Origin of the sequence: Microbulbifer sp. NBRC 101763 (genome assembly GCF_040371615.1) — a bacterium.
Taxonomy (GTDB): domain Bacteria; phylum Pseudomonadota; class Gammaproteobacteria; order Pseudomonadales; family Cellvibrionaceae; genus Microbulbifer; species Microbulbifer variabilis.
The window spans coordinates 237830-256508 of record NZ_BAABQV010000002.1; the positions used below are offsets into that span (position 1 = coordinate 237830).

An 18679-nucleotide genomic window follows, 5' to 3' on the forward strand; every position below is an offset into this window, starting at 1 on the left:
TTGCTTAATTTGATCCATCTAAGTTATGTACTTGATAAGTGCTTCCTGGCCTTTTTTTATTTTTACTTGGGGGTAGCCAAATATTGATCGCAGTCCCTTTCCTTGAGTTCACCATCAACCACATTGTAGATGGTAAGCTCATCGGTTACTTTGTCAAAGATTTGAACCCAGCTAGCAAAGAAATTTTCCTTGGCAATTTCCTCTGCTCTTTTCCGTGCCTCTTCTTTATTTGGGTGAGACTCTTTAAAATCTTTTGCTCCACCCATCTGCAGATTATAGCTGCCGTAAAAAATTGCAAATCTGTCCATTATTCTTTTGTCTCCTAACAAGTTTAATTTTTGTTAAAAATTGGTTAAATCCATATTGGTTTTCATCGTAAATAAGGGAAATTCAATATAGATGGGAATTTATGACAAATATTGTTTCCATATCTCGGTCCCCTCAATAGGTCCATAGCCAGGGGCGCGGGCGCCCAGGGAAATCAGTGTTCCCTCCAATATGAATAAAGCGCCCTGTGTATGGTCCGCGCTGATTGGGACAAATAGCAGTAAAAGGGCGCGGCATGCCTCTTTGGCTATGCCACCAATTGTAAATGTGCAGTGCCTCAATCAAATCATGGGCATTAGCACCATATATTCTTACATCTACACCCACGCCACTGGGATGATCGCCGTGAATATATGGTTTTCCATCTCGCTTGGCTTGCTCACGCTTGCGCAACTCTACAGGGTGGCGACTGCAACGGTAGCCGCTAGAAATTGGCATTGAGCGACAGTACACTTTCTCACGTACCCGATTTAGATGCTGCATAAATTCATGATTCATGTTCTGTGCATTGCCCACACAAGTATCGCCCTGGTGGCGCTCTGTTATGCAGTTGTTACAGCGACATTGCAGTTCTTTATAAGAAAAATAATTTCTATTGGCTGGAGTTAAAAAATCAAGCATTGTGGAGGCTCAAAAGCTTAGTAATGGTTGTTGAATAAATAATTTTGCATACCTACCATTGGTCATTGAGCATGTCGGCGATGGGGATATCACGAGAGCGGCGGTTGCTGCTTGATGTACGAGGGGACATCTTTGACTGCATAGGTACGAGCCACTCCAATTCCAGTCCGTACCAGCCACGATCGGGAATCTTTTGTAGGGCTTCATTGGCTGTTATACCTGCGATCTGGGGTGCTTGCAGAGCAGTTTTTATCAGTCGATTAAATGCGCCTTGGGTTAGTGGTTTTTTCTGTTTCTCTCGGTGATCTATAACTTCCCGAGCAATTTCTGGATCAATAGAATCAGGCAAGTTATCAAGGATAATTCCTCTGTGTCGATTTATATACTTTATAGATTTATTATTTTTTACATTATTGGGGCTAACAGTAACCCCACTTGACGCGTTTTTCCGGTGTTCCTGGTACTCGGTGCTCCTAGTTTGGGAGCTCAATGAACCTGGCTCACTCTGCCCCCAGTGCTTTGGAACCCCAGTTAATGCACCTAGTTTCTCCTCGCTCTCGTCGTTGCATAGTCCTTCGGGTTGAACCAAATACGCCCGTACTTTGCGTCTTTTATTATCTGCGCCATACCCCACGTGTAAGGGCATTTCTACTAGGCGACCCTTGGCACATAACCGAGCTACTGTGCGCTTTATAGTGGCTTTGGATAATGAAGTTCGACGGGCAACAGTTTCTTTACTCGGCCAGGAGCAACCCTTTTCATTGGCGTAGCTACCATAAGCTAGAAGAACAAATTTTTCGGTACTATTTAGATTTTCGAGCTTCCAGACTCGCGTCATTAGTTCTAAACTCACAGTCCCTTTCCCTTAGGTATCGCTTGTGGATTAAAAAAACAATACTCCACATGTGGTGCTTGTTGCAACCTGTCTAACCTGCTATATGGATATTATTTCACCAAAATTTGATAAATTTATTTCTTTTATTGTGTAATTTTAGACTTAATTGCCTGATTTTTATTCTGACAATTTATAGTGACACTTATGGTATGATCATTTCTCAGTACAAAAGGCCCACTATCAATCGACTTTGGGCGGTTTGGAAAAGAAAAGTCACTCTACAGAAGACGGGTCAAAGATTACTTCGCAAGTGATACTTGCAGTACTAAGGAAATACACTTGAGCAAAAAGAAGTCATTAGGTACTGCCGGGAGTAGCGCGCGCCTGCATCGACTGTTGGATGCAAAAGGCTTCGCACCAGACGGTAAGGGACGTGTAGCCGCCTTTTCGAGGGAGTTTCGGGTAAATACGGCTAACGCGACCAGATGGCTTAATGACGATAAAGTACCTCGTGATATGACAGAATTGAAACGAATCTCTGATGCTCTGGGTACAGATCCATTTTGGTGGGCAATAGGTAAAGGAGAAGAGGAGTCCTCTGTGCAAGAGGTATTCGATATTTCACTTTTTGGCCGGTGTGCAAATGCACTTCTAAAACGATTGGCAGACCTGATGGATAGACCGCTGGATCTTGAAGGAGAGGCTTTGAACTGCGGTTATATCGAGCTTTACGAGTATGCATGTAGTAATAGCGGAAACATTGATCCGGACCGTGTATCACTTACAGCTGTCAACGTATTAGCAGTACATAGAAAACAATTGAGTGCGCAATGACAGGGTAGATAGCCATAAGGTTTTTACCCAACTCAACAATAGGTAGAGGGGAAAATGGTTGATAAATACTTAGTGGCTACAGAGGGATGTAGTGAGCGTTTGAATCTCTTACTAGATAAAGCTGGCTTTCCTCCTGAAGGATCGGGACGTAGCGCGGAATTTTCACGCAGATTTGGAGTAAGTAAGGCAAATACCACCCGCTGGCTCAGTCAGGATATTCTCCCCCGCGACCTCAAGGAAATGGATGATATCGCCGAAGCTTTGGGTTCAGATGCTATTTGGTGGGCCTATGCTGCCGATCGTAATTCTCTATGCTCCGATCTCCCCCCCCCAAAAACTGTCAAAGACTTTGTACTCGCTGGCCAATGTGTTAACGAAGTAGTGTGTTATTTGGATGAGGCCTTGGGGGGGGATGTAGATATCGCTGTAGATGATGAAATCCTTACACGTTCCTACAGCGAACTTTATGCCGATGCCAAGAAGAACAAAGGCAAAATTAGCAAGGACCTAGTAGCACGCGCAGCCGTAAGGGTACTGGTTGAGATGCATCGCAGGGAGCGACAAGACAAGATGAATATACTGTAGCTAGTAGCCCTTACTCTGATTTTAATAATGCTTGTAAGCGTCGCTGATCTCTTGCTATAGCTATCTCGGCTGGAGCTCCACCACGCTTTAGGTGCAACTGATATAGATCTGCCACTAATTCCCCTACTGCTCCCTGCGTCTGAATGTCCAGTGCGCGTAGACGATATAGTAGACGCTGCCAAGTGCGCGCTAACTTCGCCTCACCAGAAAGCGGTTGCCCGACTAAGGTTACCCCATAAACTAAGAGGTTGGCATCAAGCCCATATAAGCGCCCGAGCTGCTGTAAATCCGCTCCATTGGCTAGGTATTCACTGCGCTCTAAACGTTTGTAACTCGATAGACTCATCCCCAAAGCCCGTGCCGTAGCGGTGATTCCCTGCCCGGCATCCAAGCGCAGAGATTTCGCTATCGCTGCCAACATTTCCATATAGTCCCGCTCTTCCCTGGTGGGTTCACGGCTGGGCATTACGTCCCGCGGTGATGTTGAACACAAATTTTTCTACAGCCTCCATTTCATCCAGGTCTAGCAGGCTTAAGTGTTGTTGGAATTGCGGGCTGGCTTCGATGCCTAATAATGGCACTTTCTCCATACCGACCAGCCAGCTATTGGGGCTCAAATTGTAGCCGCCCAGTAAAGGCAATAGTTCTCCAGGAGCCAACCTGCCATTGCCTCTCTCTATACGCTGCAAGCGCTCTGCGCTAATACCCGAGATCGCAGCCATTTTCACTAGACTCAAACCCAGCGCTCGACGCTGTTGAGCCAAGCGCAACCCTGGGCTCAACTCAAGCCAGTTAGTGGGTAAGCGATTCACCACCATTCTCCTTAAAAGCATTCATACGATAGTGCAACTTTCATGAAATCGTATCTATGTCGAATCTATTTTAATAAACCGGTTCAAGTCTGACCCATCAGGGATTTTTACGATAGACCTCAATAGGTATATTGTTCTCTTGTTTGTTGTATTACGACAATAAAGTGAGAGGATTGTCATGGAAGCTAGAAAAATAACCCAGTTTCAGGAAAAAAATGGGGGTATAAACACTAAAAATCGAGCTGCGCGAGTAGCTGCCAGAGTAACAGCAAAAATTGCTCTAGCTAAGGGCGCCACTATGACACAAGCCCTTTCTATTCAACGGCAGCTATTCGAAGCACTGTCTGAGGATACCTACAAAGCTGAGGTTAAAACAAAGGGCACCTTACATTGTATTGCATCCGTACGTGCAGATCTTTGTAGAAAATGCGAGGCATGTACATTAAAGCTTAACTGTACCCGATGACAAAGTTAGATAGAGTAAAACAAATCAAATTACCTTAAAGCATTACCTTTTCTCGACTTCAGGTTGTTGCGATATATTTAGCCCTAATTAATCTAAATAAAACGCTTCAACCTATTAGGTCCTATTTTATCTCGTATTATGGCGAAATATCTTGTAAAAGATTTCTGAGCAATTAATTGCAAATATTACTGAAATAATTATTTGTCGTCGCTTTGTGACTTGTGCAAGAGAATTGTCACATTCGAGGTAATAGTTATGGTGGGATATCCAGATATTCAAGACTCCTTCGGAAATTTATAAGCAATGAGGGATTGAAGAGGAATAAACAATGGCGCACAGCTATCGGAAACTTAACCTGTGCGAGCACTAAACGGCCTAAAGTGTTTGGCAGGTATAGAGCGAAGTCTTGACGCATTTTTTTGAGGTCTAAATTTCTGGGCACTAGAAGTTTCTAGCCTAGCGAGCTATGGAGGAACTTAGTGGTGAGGACTCATTCTAGCACTTATTAGTTTTTCGTAAGTTAGGCTTAAGCTATCAAGCTAGCTTCAGTTTTTGAACTCTTCTTACTGCAATGCCTGCTTACATATTGATTAGTGTGAAGAATTTATTGCCTGTTAATCTATTGTTCCTTCCATATTCTATAAGTGAGGTCTGAATTAAAAGGGTCATGTGTTTGGTGATTACGGATTTTTTCGCTAAAGTATCCGTATCGTGGGCAAGGTAAGCTCGTGAATAACAGGCCAGAGCTGTAAAATTTAATTTTGCGGCTATTGGCTTGATATCTATATGGTGCAATTTTTTCATCTATATCCTCTGAAGAAAATGGAAGTTATTGAGGGGTATTCATAAGAGTCGTATTGCATTCTTAGGTAGAGTTATACACTGCAATATAGATATAATCTTTGAGGTTTATTAAAAGGGTCATGTATTTTGCAGTTACGGATTTGTTTGCTAAAGTTTCTGCATTGTGGGCGAAGTAAGCCCATAAAGGTGAAGGTAGGAAAATGAGATGTAACGATAGCTGCTGCGGCTGTTAATCGATTGCGTCACAAATTCACAGATTTTTTTGGTTTTCCAAAAATGTTAATTAATTATGCTTGATTGATAGCTGCCACCAGTGCTGCTTTGGTGGCAGTTGGCTTGATAGTTTGAATTTTCTGTCTATATGCTCTGAGGAGAATGACAGGTATTGAAGTATGCTTTTGTGGTCGTTATTGCGTGCCTAAATTGTTTATTAGTCCATAGTCAAATTACAGGCCCGATTTAAAAGGGTCATATATTTGGTGATTACAGATTTTTTCGATAAGGTTTCTGTAGTGTGGGTAAGGTAAGACCAGCAGAAGCTAAGACAGTAAATTTAATTTCGATTAATATTTTTCGAAGTCGTTTAATCTGAATATTGAGAAAGCTCCAGAAATTCTGGGGCTTTTTTGTATCCTGGGGAATTTATGAGTTGTGATCAACCTCAAGCGATCGACCGTGATACACCGGTGGCTATTGGTTTGGTAATTATGCTATGTGGGGCAGTTTTTTCTTTTGGAATGTTTTGGAGCAAATGGCAAGCATTAGAGCACAACCACAAGAATGATATTGCACGCCTGGATGAGGCTAATCGTCGCCTGGAAGAGAAAACTGACCGTAAATTTGAGAATTTACAGAATAGTATTGATCAAGTGGGAGCTGATGTGAACCAAGTTAAGAATTTCTTAATGCGAAATCCTGTACACAAATATGAACAAAACTGAAAAGAGCCCCCTTACCTTAGAGTCTATAGGTTCATCAGAAGTACTTGTATTAGTGGTGCCAACAAAAGAATTTATGATAGCAGTATCTACTAATAGCGAAACTATGACAGTCTGGCAATGTAATGGCGGAGGGCTATTTAAGCCACTAAAGGAATATCCATATATAGAGACAACTAATGCCGGATTCTTAACTCTAAACGAAGTTTATGATAAAGCGGCGGAAGCAGCTTATCAATATTTATCTCGAGAGCCATGCTTGTGGGGAATTAAATTGGGGCTTAAATCATGAGTTTATGGAAGAGATTATGGGATACTAGCGATGTTATCGAACAGAGTGTCGATGCCGTAATTAGAACCGGTGATGCTTTAGTTTATACTGAAGAGGAAAAAGCTGATTTCAAAGCAAGAGTATTAGATTGGATGCTGAAGTGGCAGCAGGTAACTGCTGGCCAGAACCTTACCCGGCGTTTATTAGCGTTATCAATTACGTTTATTTGGCTGCTAGAAAGTCTCGTAGCTTTGATATTGTGTGTGTGGTCAGCATTTGAGCCTTATAATCAAAGTTTCGCTAAGGCTGCTGAAATTACTTTTTCAGCAGCCTCGAAAATGGGATTACCGGTAGGAGTAATTCTTACTTTTTATTTTGCTCCGAATAAAATCAGCGAAGCGATAGCTCGCTATCATATGGCCCGTTCTCCTTCGGGTTTATCTAAAGATAGCTAAATTTATTTAGTGGCCGAAAAATTTTAGATTCAAAAGTTTTAAATTCCTTTGGGTTGTGTTGCTCAAATTTATTTATTTTTTTGGGTTTTTAAAATTTCAGTGGTTCAGATTTAGTTTTTGAATTTCACATTGGATCTAATTTTTATTTGCTCCTTGAGGTCGGATAAGAGATGCACATTTATGACCAGTATTAACACTATATCTGACAATATTTTACTTAAATTACAAAGTATTCCCGGCATAATTAAATGTGAAGAAATAATAAAGGAACTTCAGGTAGGTAGTAGTGAGATTCCTGATAGCACTCCAGCCTTACTGTTAAGACTCGTTTCTAGTGAACCAATAGCTGCTTTTAATAATGGCGTGCAGCCGCTTTCAGTAGAATGGGAAATTATAGTCATTGTAGGCAATCTGACTACTTTGGTGGCTAATAACCGAGCAGCTCGAGATCTTGCGGTTTCAACAGTCCTAGTATTTGAGCAGCACTTGATCGATTCACAAGCCAAGTTAATTGAAAAGTCTGGACGTTTGAATTTCCAAGGGCTTCAGCCTTTGCAGCTTAATGAAACTGGTGACGGTGTTCTTGCTGCTTACACCTTAAGGTTTACTCAGAAAATATGGGTCGGAGAAGACCGGCGACATGATCTTACGCCAATACCTAAGCCGGTAGAAGTTCATGTGGGTTATGAACCAAAAGTTGGCTTAAAGCATCGCGATGACTATACCAAAATTGGTGAGGTGGGCGAGGCATGAACTCAGAAGTAGTAACTGCACTTCTACAGCAGCTTGGTGAGTTACAGCGTCGGGTCGACAATATAGTACGTCTCGGTACTGTGGAGGAGGTGGACTATGACACAGCCTGCGCTCGCGTGCGCTTAGGAGAAAACCTAACAACCTGGTTACGTTGGTTTGCCCCAGCGGCTGGGACTAATGATACCGAGTGGCGTCCACCGAGTATTGGTGAACAGGTTGCAGTATTAAGCCCTAGTGGAGAGCTACGTGCAGGTGTGATTTTACCAGCGATCTATAGCGATAAAGCACCAGCTAATGGCGATACTGCCGACCTTTTTCGCCGCACATTCGCCAATGGTGACATGATTGAGTATCAAAATGGTAATACCCAGTTGAAAGTGGCGGGCTCGATTGTTGCTGAGGCTGAGAATATAAGTTTAAAAGCGAAAAATATTAACTTAGAGAGCGAAAGTCTCAGGCTAGAAGGGACTGAAATTCAAATGAAAGGAAAGGTTGAGCATACCGGTGATGACCTTAGCAGTAATGGCATCAGCCTACCCAAGCATACACATATAGTGAAATCGGTGGGTAGCCCCACTGAGAAACCACAATAGGGGGAAGCGTGCAGCGATACGGTATGGATAGTAGTAGTGGTGTGGCTATCACAGAGCTGGAGCACTTGCGTCAGTCAATCACCGACATTCTCACTACTCCAGTAGGGTCTAGATTAATGCGTCGGAACTATGGTGCAAAAATTTTCCATTCCTTGGATGCACCATTAACTCGCTCCACCATAGTGGATATCTACTCCAATGCAGCAGAGGCTTTAAGCCTTTGGGAACCTCGCTTTCAGAGTACAGAAATGCAGGTAGTACGTATGGAGAGCAGCGGTATAACTATGAAACTGTCCGGCTATATGGTGGACAGCGGCGAGTTTATAACTCTGGAGAATATAAAAATATGACAACAGAAAGTGCAGTGGACATCAGTCGCTTACCAGCACCAAATATAGTGGAAACTCTAGATTTTGAAAGTATCTATGGCGAAATGGTAGCTCTGCTTGATGGTGCCTCCCCTCTATTACTTGATGAAATGGGGCAGGTGATTAAGCCACAAACAGTGAGGGCAGACCTAGTTACTGATGATGGAGCACCTTACTTCAAAATCCCAGCGGATTCTCTGATGAATCTTAGTTATGTACAAATGGAAAGCGAGCCTTTAGCTCGCTTATTACAAGTAGCTGCCTACCGAGAGATGCTCACTCGTCAGCGAGTCAATGATGCGGCTCGGGGCGTCATGGTTGCTTTTGCGGTTGATGGAGATTTGGATCGGCTGGGAGAGAACAACAAGACTCGCCGGCTAGAAGGTGAGGATGACACCCGCTACCGCGGGCGAATTCCTCTTGCCTTCGAGGGCCTCACCACTGCTGGTCCTAAAGGCTCCTATAAGAGCCATGCGCTTGCAGCTGACCCCCGCGTAAAAGATGCATTGGCAAGCAGTCCTAGTGATGGAGTGGTACATGTGGTTATCCTCAGCACTGAGGGTAATGGCTCGGCTTCACCGGATTTACTTGAAGCTGTGAATAATGCCTTATCAGAAAAGTCCATACGTCCTCTAACTGATAAGGTAGAGATAATAGAGCCTGAAATTAAACAGTACTCTATTAGTGCAACTCTGACTCCAATGCCAGGACCTGTGGATGAAGCGTTATATCAACGTGCTGAAGAGGCCGCAATTGCTTATGCAAAGAAACGCCATGGTTTGGGCCTTACTGTAGCCAGATCGGGGTTATCCAAAGTATTGCATCAAGAGGGTATAGAAAGAGTGCAATTGCACGAACCAGAATTCGATATCCTCAATGAACCACATCAGACCGCGTGGTGTGCAGGTATTGAAATTATACGGGGGTAAATATGTACGGCTCTAATTACAATATTGAACTGGAGCAAGGGGCTGGCTATGGCTTGCTAATGACTATTGAAGCTCCACCAGGCACACCTCGTAACTTGACTGGCTACACGGCACGTCTACAAATACGTGATAACCATGATGATAAAACACTACTGCTATCTTTAGACAATTTAGATGGGCTGAAGGTGGGAGGCGACAGCGGTGACCCAAATAATGGCCAGCTAAAAATTGAAATTCCGGGTCTCGTAACCGCTGGTTTTACCTGGCGCGATGCTATCTACGATCTGTTTCTAAATCCCAGTAGTGATAGTGCTGAGCGCTTGATATATGGCAGTGTCTCTGTGGCGCCGCGCGTTACTGTCTAGCTATGAGAAAACTATGAGCGAAATTACCCAGACATTAACTCTGGCACAGAGTGGTGTAGCGGGCCCATCCGGCCCAACAGGCCCTCAAGGTGCAACAATGCATTGGGGCAGTGGTATACCTGCCACGGGCCTCGGTAACAACGGCGACCAATATCTCGACTATGATAGTGCCGACTTATATGGAAAAAGTGATAATAGCTGGGCAAAGCTGCGCAATCTCCGTGGCCCTCAAGGGCCAAAGGGAGATAAGGGGGATAAGGGCAATCAAGGCATCCAGGGAGTTCAGGGTGAACAGGGCCTAGGTATTTTTGCCAGTAATGGTGTACCTACAGATAATCTGGGCCGAAATGGAGAGCATTATGTGGAGCTGGATAGCCCAAGTAAAACCCTTTACCAAAAGAGTGCTGGTAATTGGTCTGTAATTGGTAACTTAGCTGGTCCAAAGGGTGATACTGGCCGAGGTATTTCCGATATGGAAGTATTATCAGATGGCACCTTGCGAGTTTCATACACTGATGGTACGAATCAAGATACTGGCCCCTTTCCGATAGAGGGTTTGGGACGGCGTGTAGCACTATCACAAAATCCAGGAGCTGATAATTCAAATTACTGGGCCAAAGTCGCAACGTTAAGAACTACGACAGGTACAGCTGATGCTGGTCTGGTTTTAGCTCTAGTTTGTGGGGATCAAGCAGTACATGGCGCGGCCGTGATCACTGTAAAGTTTCGTGAGGGAGCCAGCCCCGATACTTTGGCGGCAGAGTCTGGGGTATATATTGCTGCAAATCATGGTGAAATTTTTGCAGATGATTCGTTTAAATTGATATCTAATGGATATGGTCAGCCTGTAGAACTCTGGGTGAGAAAGAAGCATTCTTTTGTATCTTTGAGTGTTCACGAAGTGGCTGCCGCACTTAATGAAGTGACGGTTACTTATCATAACGATTTTAGCTGGCAGGCAGAGGAGCCTAGTGCAGCTTATGTCAAACAATCTATCGGGCTAGTTTATGGAAAAAATAGAAAGATTTATCATGAGGAGCACAAGCCTACTCCAGCAGAAATCGGTGCGATAAAAAGCGGTGGCACGGTTTCAGTTGGTGGTAATGCCAGTGGCTCAGCAAGTTTTGATGCAAACGGCGACCTCTCACTGAATCTGAATGTTAGTTATGCCACTAGTGCCAATAGTGCTACAAGTGCTACTAGTGCCGGGAATGCGGACACCGTAGATAATTTACACGGTTCACAGCTTATTCGTTCTGATACTGATGATAATGTAACAGGACATACCGAATGGCAGGACCTCAAAGAGGTTCGTTGGGGCAACAGTGCGGATATGCGCATGATGCATAGCGGAAGCCACGGTTATTTGAGTCTACATACTGGTGACTTATATATTCGCTCAGGCACCACAACGAAATATTTGTTCGATGTTTCCAGTGGAAACTTCCATGCTGATGGCCATGTGTATTGGCAGTCTAGTTCGGTTGGATCGGACCCAATCCTTAAAACCAATGTACGCACGATTGACAAGCCAATTTCCAGATTGAAAAAACTTAATGGTGTTCTTTTCGATTGGAAAGATAGTGGTCGTGGTTCTGGCGGTTTGATGAGCCCGGATATTCGTAGGGCACTACCACGTACCGTTTACAAATCCAAATTTAAGAAGAATGGTAAGCGATATGATCAGGCCGATTATAATGCCGTCATTGGTTTGTTGGTTGAGGTGTGTAAAGACTTGGAGAATAGATTACAGCGGCAGAGTGATGACTTTAAAGCTATCAAGAACCAAGGTAAAACTGTTAATAAACTCCAGCATATGATAAAAAGTCTTCAAAGCCGGATTGAAAACCAGTATTAACTATGCCGTTATACCTAGCGAAAGTTAAGTTAGCAGTGCTAATTTTTAGCTAGACAAAAATAAAAATCTTAAGACTTTAGTCGTGAGGGTATTGCTCCTTGCTATGCACACTTAGCCCTTGCGAGGCTGATAATTGCTTGGCCTGCAGCCCTCTACAACTTCTCTTTAAAATCCAAAACTAATAGTGCAAATGCCTGATATATGGCTGCGTCACTGTGACGCCGCACGTCACTGTTTAACCATTAGAAAATTATGAGCGAAATCACCCAGACATTAACTCTGGCGCAGAGCGGTGTAGCGGGCCCATCCGGCCCAACTGGCCCTCAAGGCGCAACAATTCATTGGGGTAGTGGTATACCTGCTGCGGGCCTCGGTAACAATGGCGACCAATACTTGGACTATGATAGTGCCGACCTGTATGGAAAAAGTGATAACAGTTGGGCGAAGTTGCGTAATCTACGGGGCCCCCAAGGCCCAAAAGGAGATAAGGGCGATAAGGGTAACCAGGGTATACAAGGAATTCAGGGCGAACAGGGCCTGGGTATCTTCGCTGGTAATGGTATACCTGCAGACAGCCTGGGCCGAAATGGCGAGCATTATGTGGAGCTGGATAGCCCAAATAAAACTCTTTATCAAAAGAGTGTTGGTAGTTGGTCCATAATTGGTAACTTGGCTGGTCCCAAGGGCGACTCCGGACGCGGTATTTCCAGTATGGAAGTTTTAGTTGATGGCACCTTGCGAATCACCTATACCGATGGAGTAAAAGAAAACACCGGCCCCTTTCCAATAGAGGGCTTGGGGAGGCGGGTTTGCAATTTAAAGAATGCGGGAATGAGCAGTGCAAATTATTGGGCGAAAATTGCTACATTCAATATGCCCAATTCTGATTATGCCAATGCCACATTGATTTTATTATTGACAACTAATGGTTCATCTATTCGTGGTCATGCAATGGTGAGTGTCCATGTCGTTCAGCAGATCGCACCAAATACCCTAGTGTCCGATAGCGGTATCTCCTATGCATTTAACCATAGTGGAGCTTTTAAAGATGACGCTTTTCGGCTGATTAGTGCGGGGTATGGTCAGCCGGTTGAGCTGTGGGTACAGAAGGCTGTTGATCACTTCGGAGTAAGTGTATTCGAAATTGGCGCGACGAAATCTAATGGCGTATCTACTACCTACAATGATGAGGCCGTTTGGCAGGCTGCGGAACCTAGCGCAGCTTATATAAAACAATCTGGCGGATTGACTTATGGCGATAATAAAAAAATCTATCATGAAGGGCAAAAGCCTACCCCAGCAGAAATCGGTGCGATAAAAACCGGTGGTACTGTTTCAGTCAGCGGTAATGCCAGTGGCTCAGCAAGTTTTGATGCAAATGGCGATCTCTCATTGAATTTGAACGTTAACTATGCCACTAGTGCTAATAGCGCTACCAGTGCTACTAGTGCGGGGAATGCGGATACCGTAGATAATTTACATGGTTCACAGCTTATTCGTGCTGATACTGATGATAATGTAACAGGACATACCGAATGGCAGGACCTCAAAGAGGTTCGTTGGGGTAACAGTGCGGATATGCGTATGATGCATAGCGGAAGCCACGGTTATTTGAGTCTACATACTGGTGACTTATATATTCGCTCAGGCACCACAACGAAATATTTGTTCGATGTTTCCAATGGTAATTTCCATGCTGATGGCCATGTGTATTGGCAGTCTAGTTCGGTTGGATCAGACCCAATTCTTAAAACCAATGTACGCACGATTGACAAGCCAATTTCCAGATTGAAAAAACTTAATGGCGTTCTTTTCGATTGGAAAGACAGTGGTCGTGGTTCTGGCGGTTTGATGAGCCCCGATATTCGTAAAGCACTACCAGGTACTGTTTACAAATCGAAGTTCAGGAAGCATGGTAAGCGATATGATCAGGCCGATTATAACGTTGTGACGGGATTACTCGTTGAAGTATGTAAAGACCAGGAAGCACGACTTGAACAGCAGGCTGAGATCATCAAAGAATGTAGTAAAACGATAAAAGAGCTGCAGAAAAATTAGCGAGATCAAACTAAATAGCGGGGATAATTATGGCAACTATGCCCAGTAGCGGCCAGGCTAGTAGTGCCAATCTACAAAGTGTATTTGGACAGAGTGGTGCCGGTAATACTTCACAATTTTATCGAGGCGGTAGTTTTGTACCGAATATTTCACAAAATAATAATATTCCGACTTCAGGTGCTGCTGATAGTGCAGATTTCTATAGTGCTACCGATTATGTAGCTATGGGTACACCATCTTTATCTGGTACCACAGTCAAGCAAAATGCCGGTACGGGTTCAGTAAGTTGCAGTACTACATTGACATGTAGCCAACCGAGCAATGGCACTGGGAATTTTATTTACACTTGGCAAAAGGTCAGTGGTACCACTTTGTCAGTTTCCGCTAATGGAAGGAGCGTGACTCTTAGCCGCTCCGATACAGGAGAAATAACAACCAGCCAATACCGTTGCAAGGTGACCGATGGTGTAGGTACTGTCTACAGTAATACGGTTACGATAACCTTTCACCATTACCAGTTTCTCCCAGGTAATCTACCAAGTAGTTATTCAGCGTCAGCGGGCTCACCGACTAACGCGGTAGCACGTTTAGAAATTGCCCGCAACGGATACATATATTTGGAAAATCAGTCTGGCTCCCCCGTTAGTCAGGGAGCCTGGATTAAGCCTGCTAGTAGCACTGTAGGTGATAAATTCCAGATGCGCTTCGATAATGCCAGTGTATCCGGCGACAATTCCGATATTTCTGGTGCTTCGCCATCAGTAGGTTCTGTGGGGACTATTAATGGTACTCGCTATGCATACCGCAATCGAACCAGTAATGGATCCTACACATGCGGAGTGCGGGTACGTATAAAATTAATTGGTGGTAGTTACCTATTTGATGACGTTATTGGTCTGAAAGCTACAAAATATTCTACAGTTGGTATGGGTATAGGCGTAGGTATGGGAATACATATTCCGTAGGAGAACTCGATGGAAATAGAACGTACTACGGATCCCCGAATTATTTACGTCCACGATGTGTTTAAAAAAACTGAATGTGAGCAAATTATCCAGCTAGCTGAATCAGTAAAATTTAACACGCCCGGCCGGGTAGTAATGGGGAACGGCGTGGGAAATGTAGTGGTCCCCAGTAGTCGCCGCTGTCATGAGATCTGGCTTAGTCAGCATTCTGAGCTGACCGATTTGGAAAAAAAACTGGAAGTTCTCTACCAAGATATTGCCGAATTATATCGAAAAAATGTAGCGAATGTAGAGGCTTACTTAGTGGCCGAGCCTGCGCGTATAGTACGCTATAGGCCAACCGGATTTTTTCGGTTGCATTCTGACTTACGCCATTGCCGACCAGGTGAATGGCGTCAATTAACTATGGTCATTAATCTAAATCACACTTATGGTGGGCAGCTGTTTTTCCCTCAGCAGAATGTCTGCTGTAATACAAATCCCGGGAGCGCGGTAGTATTTCCAGTATCTGATAATTACCTCCATGAGGCATTCCCGCCGGAAAATGATAATAAGTATATTTTGTTAAATTGGCTCTCTGCTTGTGAGGATATTCTTGCGGATAAGGCTGAACTAATAGGCATTAAAAAGGGAGAATCCCATGCTGCCGCATGAGTTAGCCTGCTTTAACCAGGGAGCTCTACCTCCAGCAATATGTGCAGAAATTATTGAGGCTGCTGAGAAACATGGTCGGTGGCTACGATCGGGTCAAGTTGGTTATACATCAGATAATTTTGTCGGTGATTCACGAACCAGTTCAGAAACTTGGGTTGAGCGCTATGAGCCACTGCTTTGGGTAAGGGATCAATTGATAGCGGCTGCTACACGTACTTTAGATAAATACTTAGGAAGTGGAGGACCTCAGCGTTACTTCTATGAGTCTCGTGTAATTCGTTACCAAATGGGTGAATACCTACGGGCTCACGAGGATAATCCTCGTCCGCTGAGTTTTCATGAAAATCCTGATCATGGGGCTCGTGCGGGGCACTATTACCTTGGGTGGCGCAAAGTATTCACCCTGGTCTTTTATTTGAACGACAACTATTCAGGTGGACAGCTAAAATTTTTGCAAAGTGGTCAGAATATCGCTCCGACTACTGGAGATTTGTTGCTGTTTCCACCCTCGGAGCTACATGAATCTTTACCAGTGTTAGAGGGTACAAAATATATTGTGACCAACGCGCTTTTTTATGCTGACTAATGGAGGGTAAATCTTGAATAACACTTTATTGCCACCCAATGCGAGCCAGTTGGAGCTAGCTGTAGAGTCTGTTATTGCTACCAGACTCAATGCAATACCGGTAAACATTACAGAACTCTATGACCCAGATAAATGTCCACCAACGTTCCTACCTTTTTTAGCCTGGCAACATAGTGTGGATACATGGAATGATAGTTGGCCTACCGCTACCAAACGTGCCGTAATTCGCTCAGCGTTTACTACACATACAACAAAAGGTACTCGATCTGCAGTAGAAACTGCAGCTGCAGCTTTTGGTGGAGATGTAGCAATTGTTGAGTGGTTTCAAACTGATCCTCCAGGTAAGCCTCATACTTTTGATCTGGTACTAAATGCTGTGGATGCATTTGGTAAGCCAGTGAGTGCTGAATTTCAGAAAGATATTGTGAAAGCGGTAACATATGTTAAACCGCTTCGTTCCCATTTCACTATGCGACTGGGGACACAGGCAAGTGCTACGACTTTATCTGTAGGTTTAGCGCGAGCTGCTGTATTTGACCGATTGCGGTTTACCGCGACCTAAACACTTTTCCCATAAATCTGCCCGCGAGTCACTCGGTATTTTTTGGCTGAGTGGCTCGCCCGTGCATGGAGTAAACCCGTGACACTCGCGCTAGTACTTACCACTGCAGGCCAGAAGGCCATTGTGGATGAGAATAACGCCGGTACTTTACCGGTAAAACTGTCAAAGATTGCCCTGGGTACAGGGCGCTGGAACCCGGATGCCAGTGCTACAGGGTTGCAACAAGAATTTAAAAGACTGCCCACCATATCCGGTAACGTAGAAGTTGCCAATGATATGCTGCATATCACCTTAAAAGATGAGAGCAGTGATATCTATGATGTTAATGAGTTTGGCTTGTATACCGATACGGGAATACTTTATGCCGTATATTCGGTAGGCCCTGGAGCCGACCCGGTAGGGAATAAAGGAGCCAATTCAACTTACTTGTTATCCCTAGATATCAAACTATCTGGTAGTAACGCGGATAATATTTCCGTTGGAGATACAGGCTTTAGCAACCCAACAGCTACCACAGAACGTGCGGGCGTTATTCCTATTGCGACTCAAGCCGAAGTTAATATAGGGAGCGTTGATGATAAAGTGGTAACGCCAAAAACGCTCCATCAGCGCTTGTCGGTATTGGCTCTTTCCAGCCACAGTCATGTTTATGCAACTACGAATCGAGATGGTTTTACCCGTTTGGCTACCCAGGAGGCTGTGGATGATGGAAATAGCTCAACACTCGTAGTTACTCCAAAGACACTGCAGAATAAACTCAATGATAATAAACCAGTAGCAGCTGGTACTAGCCAGAGCGGAATCGTAGCGCTGGCCAGTCAGAGTGAAGTTGACATTGGCAATGAAAAGAAAAAGGCCGTCACTCCAGAAACATTAAAGGGATATATCAATAAGCAATTTCCTGGTCAGTTAATTTATATCTGGGGCGGGGAGATCCAAGATTTGCCAGCTGGATACAAGCTATGTAATGGCAGTAACGGTACACGTGATTTGCGTAACCGATTTGTACTTGGCGCTGGGGACAATTATTCAGTTGGGGCGACTGGTGGTGCCACATCAGCAAGGACAAGTAAGAATGGTGCCCACTCCCACGCGATAACAGTTAATAACCACACATTGACCTTATCACAAATTCCTAGCCACCGGCACCATCATGATCTAGGTGCCTACACGAACGGAAGTACCGGAACATACCAGCAAAGATGGATACTTAAGTGGGATGGAGGTACTTGGGATAACGGGCTCAATACATATACCCGCTACAGTGGTGGTGGTGGTGCACATAACCACACGGCAAGCGCCTCTACTCATGATGGCCATGAGCACACTGTGGCGATTTTACCTCCTTATTATGCGCTGGCCTATGTACAGCGTATAGCACCATAAATCTAGAGGCAAAGATAATGCAACTGACGATTATGGCTACCGAGAGCTTAGTTACAGTGGATGGTAACACTGTGGAAATGGACTTGGCTGACTACGATATTCTCGATGCAGTGCACGCAGTACAGTTCGATGGCGTAGAGGGAGAGATTGAATGGCAAGACCCCATTCGCCCTAATGATGTAATTTTAACTCTCGATGATTTTCAGCAGGTAATTGCTGACCATGCCACTCTATGGGCAGAACTGCAGGTTGATACCCGTAGTGAGGAACAGAGACGTGCTGATGCTTTAATCAGCATCGATCACTTTGCCGGCCAAGTACGTGCTCAACTCCTAGGGCCCGGTGAATTTATGCATGAAGAACGTCGCCGAGCTTATGAAGTAGCAATAGCTTATGAGGTTGATGGATTTCCTGGCCCCACCCCTCTAGCTGTACAGGTACAAATGGATACTTCTGGACAAACTGCTGTAGAAGCAGTGGCAGAAATTAAATTCCAACATAGTGTCTGGCTCGAGGCACTCGACCAAATCCGCGATCTCCGCCTACGTGGTAAGGCTCAGATTTTGGAGCTTGCGGAGGGCTCAGACTATGGGGCCCAAGCACAACAAACTATTGATGAACTGGCGGCACTGGCTATCAGCTGATGTCTCTACT

24 protein-coding genes are annotated in these 18679 nt (G+C 44.4%); 19 read left to right on the forward strand and 5 right to left on the reverse strand.

All coding sequences use genetic code 11. The features are described 5' to 3' along the window. Positions 1-62 precede the first annotated feature (62 nt). From ABWV76_RS06395 to ABWV76_RS06405, 3 genes are all read right to left on the reverse strand, one after another. Positions 63-308, reverse strand: a complete 246-nt coding sequence (locus tag ABWV76_RS06395) for a hypothetical protein (RefSeq protein ID WP_020414313.1) — start codon at positions 306-308, stop codon at positions 63-65. Between the two features lie 133 nt (positions 309-441). Then, positions 442-948, reverse strand: coding sequence for a hypothetical protein (locus ABWV76_RS06400; protein WP_020414314.1), 507 nt, complete (start codon positions 946-948; stop codon positions 442-444). A 52-nt stretch (positions 949-1000) separates the two neighbouring features. Beyond that, entirely contained in the window at positions 1001-1801 is an 801-nt protein-coding gene (locus tag ABWV76_RS06405; RefSeq protein WP_353375557.1) for a helix-turn-helix domain-containing protein, read from the reverse strand. Between the two features lie 321 nt (positions 1802-2122). Here ABWV76_RS06405 and ABWV76_RS06410 point away from each other — a divergent pair, with 321 nt between their 5' ends. Both ABWV76_RS06410 and ABWV76_RS06415 read left to right on the forward strand, forming a co-directional pair. Then, positions 2123-2617, forward strand: coding sequence for a hypothetical protein (locus ABWV76_RS06410; protein ID WP_020414316.1), 495 nt, complete (start codon positions 2123-2125; stop codon positions 2615-2617). Between the two features lie 54 nt (positions 2618-2671). Next, positions 2672-3202, forward strand: a complete 531-nt coding sequence (locus ABWV76_RS06415) for a hypothetical protein (protein ID WP_353375558.1) — start codon at positions 2672-2674, stop codon at positions 3200-3202. A gap of 10 nt (positions 3203-3212) precedes the next feature. Here the strand turns inward: ABWV76_RS06415 and ABWV76_RS06420 are convergent, their stop codons facing one another. Next, on the reverse strand, positions 3213-3668 hold the full coding sequence (locus ABWV76_RS06420) for a helix-turn-helix domain-containing protein (RefSeq protein WP_020414318.1): 456 nt from the start codon (positions 3666-3668) through the stop codon (positions 3213-3215). Continuing rightward, entirely contained in the window at positions 3655-4014 is a 360-nt protein-coding gene (locus ABWV76_RS06425; RefSeq protein WP_353375559.1) for a helix-turn-helix domain-containing protein, read from the reverse strand. The genes ABWV76_RS06420 and ABWV76_RS06425 overlap by 14 nt, the downstream gene beginning before the upstream one ends. A 178-nt stretch (positions 4015-4192) precedes the next feature. Between ABWV76_RS06425 and ABWV76_RS06430 the strand changes: the two genes are divergently transcribed. The 17 genes from ABWV76_RS06430 to ABWV76_RS06510 all read left to right on the forward strand — a co-directional run bounded on the left by ABWV76_RS06430 (position 4193) and on the right by ABWV76_RS06510 (position 18669). Next, positions 4193-4480 carry a hypothetical protein gene (locus ABWV76_RS06430; RefSeq protein WP_020414320.1) on the forward strand — a complete coding sequence of 96 codons (288 nt, stop codon included), beginning with the start codon at positions 4193-4195 and terminating at the stop codon, positions 4478-4480. 1448 nt (positions 4481-5928) lie between these two features. Further along, positions 5929-6225 (forward strand): hypothetical protein, encoded by a 297-nt coding sequence (locus ABWV76_RS06435; RefSeq protein ID WP_020414322.1) that lies wholly within the window; start codon positions 5929-5931, stop codon positions 6223-6225. Further along, complete coding sequence (locus ABWV76_RS06440) at positions 6212-6514, forward strand: hypothetical protein (protein ID WP_020414323.1); 303 nt, start codon at positions 6212-6214, stop codon at positions 6512-6514. Before ABWV76_RS06435 ends, ABWV76_RS06440 begins: the two co-directional genes overlap by 14 nt. Then, positions 6511-6948 carry a hypothetical protein gene (locus tag ABWV76_RS06445; RefSeq protein WP_353375560.1) on the forward strand — a complete coding sequence of 146 codons (438 nt, stop codon included), beginning with the start codon at positions 6511-6513 and terminating at the stop codon, positions 6946-6948. The genes ABWV76_RS06440 and ABWV76_RS06445 overlap by 4 nt, the downstream gene beginning before the upstream one ends. A 180-nt stretch (positions 6949-7128) precedes the next feature. Then, positions 7129-7701: a hypothetical protein gene (locus ABWV76_RS06450; RefSeq protein ID WP_353375561.1), complete on the forward strand. Its 573-nt coding sequence runs from the start codon at positions 7129-7131 to the stop codon at positions 7699-7701. After that, positions 7698-8294, forward strand: coding sequence for a phage baseplate assembly protein V (locus ABWV76_RS06455; protein ID WP_020414326.1), 597 nt, complete (start codon positions 7698-7700; stop codon positions 8292-8294). The genes ABWV76_RS06450 and ABWV76_RS06455 overlap by 4 nt, the downstream gene beginning before the upstream one ends. Positions 8295-8302: 8 nt before the next feature. Then, positions 8303-8644, forward strand: coding sequence for a GPW/gp25 family protein (locus tag ABWV76_RS06460; protein WP_282952285.1), 342 nt, complete (start codon positions 8303-8305; stop codon positions 8642-8644). After that, positions 8641-9591 (forward strand): baseplate assembly protein, encoded by a 951-nt coding sequence (locus ABWV76_RS06465; protein WP_020414328.1) that lies wholly within the window; start codon positions 8641-8643, stop codon positions 9589-9591. Before ABWV76_RS06460 ends, ABWV76_RS06465 begins: the two co-directional genes overlap by 4 nt. A gap of 2 nt (positions 9592-9593) precedes the next feature. Beyond that, on the forward strand, positions 9594-9956 hold the full coding sequence (locus ABWV76_RS06470; protein WP_020414329.1) for a hypothetical protein: 363 nt from the start codon (positions 9594-9596) through the stop codon (positions 9954-9956). A gap of 13 nt (positions 9957-9969) precedes the next feature. Beyond that, positions 9970-11814 (forward strand): hypothetical protein, encoded by a 1845-nt coding sequence (locus tag ABWV76_RS06475; RefSeq protein WP_353375562.1) that lies wholly within the window; start codon positions 9970-9972, stop codon positions 11812-11814. Positions 11815-12066: 252 nt separating this feature from the next. Then, a complete protein-coding gene (locus tag ABWV76_RS06480; protein ID WP_353375563.1) occupies positions 12067-13872 on the forward strand; it encodes a collagen-like domain-containing protein in 1806 nt (601 codons plus the stop codon). Between the two features lie 29 nt (positions 13873-13901). Further along, positions 13902-14837, forward strand: coding sequence for an immunoglobulin domain-containing protein (locus ABWV76_RS06485; RefSeq protein ID WP_353375564.1), 936 nt, complete (start codon positions 13902-13904; stop codon positions 14835-14837). Positions 14838-14846: 9 nt separating this feature from the next. Next, positions 14847-15491: a 2OG-Fe(II) oxygenase family protein gene (locus tag ABWV76_RS06490; protein ID WP_020414333.1), complete on the forward strand. Its 645-nt coding sequence runs from the start codon at positions 14847-14849 to the stop codon at positions 15489-15491. Further along, positions 15478-16077: a prolyl hydroxylase family protein gene (locus ABWV76_RS06495; protein WP_020414334.1), complete on the forward strand. Its 600-nt coding sequence runs from the start codon at positions 15478-15480 to the stop codon at positions 16075-16077. The genes ABWV76_RS06490 and ABWV76_RS06495 overlap by 14 nt, the downstream gene beginning before the upstream one ends. A 13-nt stretch (positions 16078-16090) precedes the next feature. Continuing rightward, positions 16091-16639, forward strand: a complete 549-nt coding sequence (locus tag ABWV76_RS06500; RefSeq protein ID WP_020414335.1) for a phage tail protein I — start codon at positions 16091-16093, stop codon at positions 16637-16639. Between the two features lie 78 nt (positions 16640-16717). Continuing rightward, a complete protein-coding gene (locus ABWV76_RS06505; protein WP_020414336.1) occupies positions 16718-18025 on the forward strand; it encodes a phage tail-collar fiber domain-containing protein in 1308 nt (435 codons plus the stop codon). Between the two features lie 17 nt (positions 18026-18042). Further along, the gene (locus ABWV76_RS06510) at positions 18043-18669 is read left to right on the forward strand and encodes a hypothetical protein (RefSeq protein WP_020414337.1); all 627 of its coding nucleotides are present in this window, start codon (positions 18043-18045) and stop codon (positions 18667-18669) included. Positions 18670-18679 lie beyond the last annotated feature (10 nt).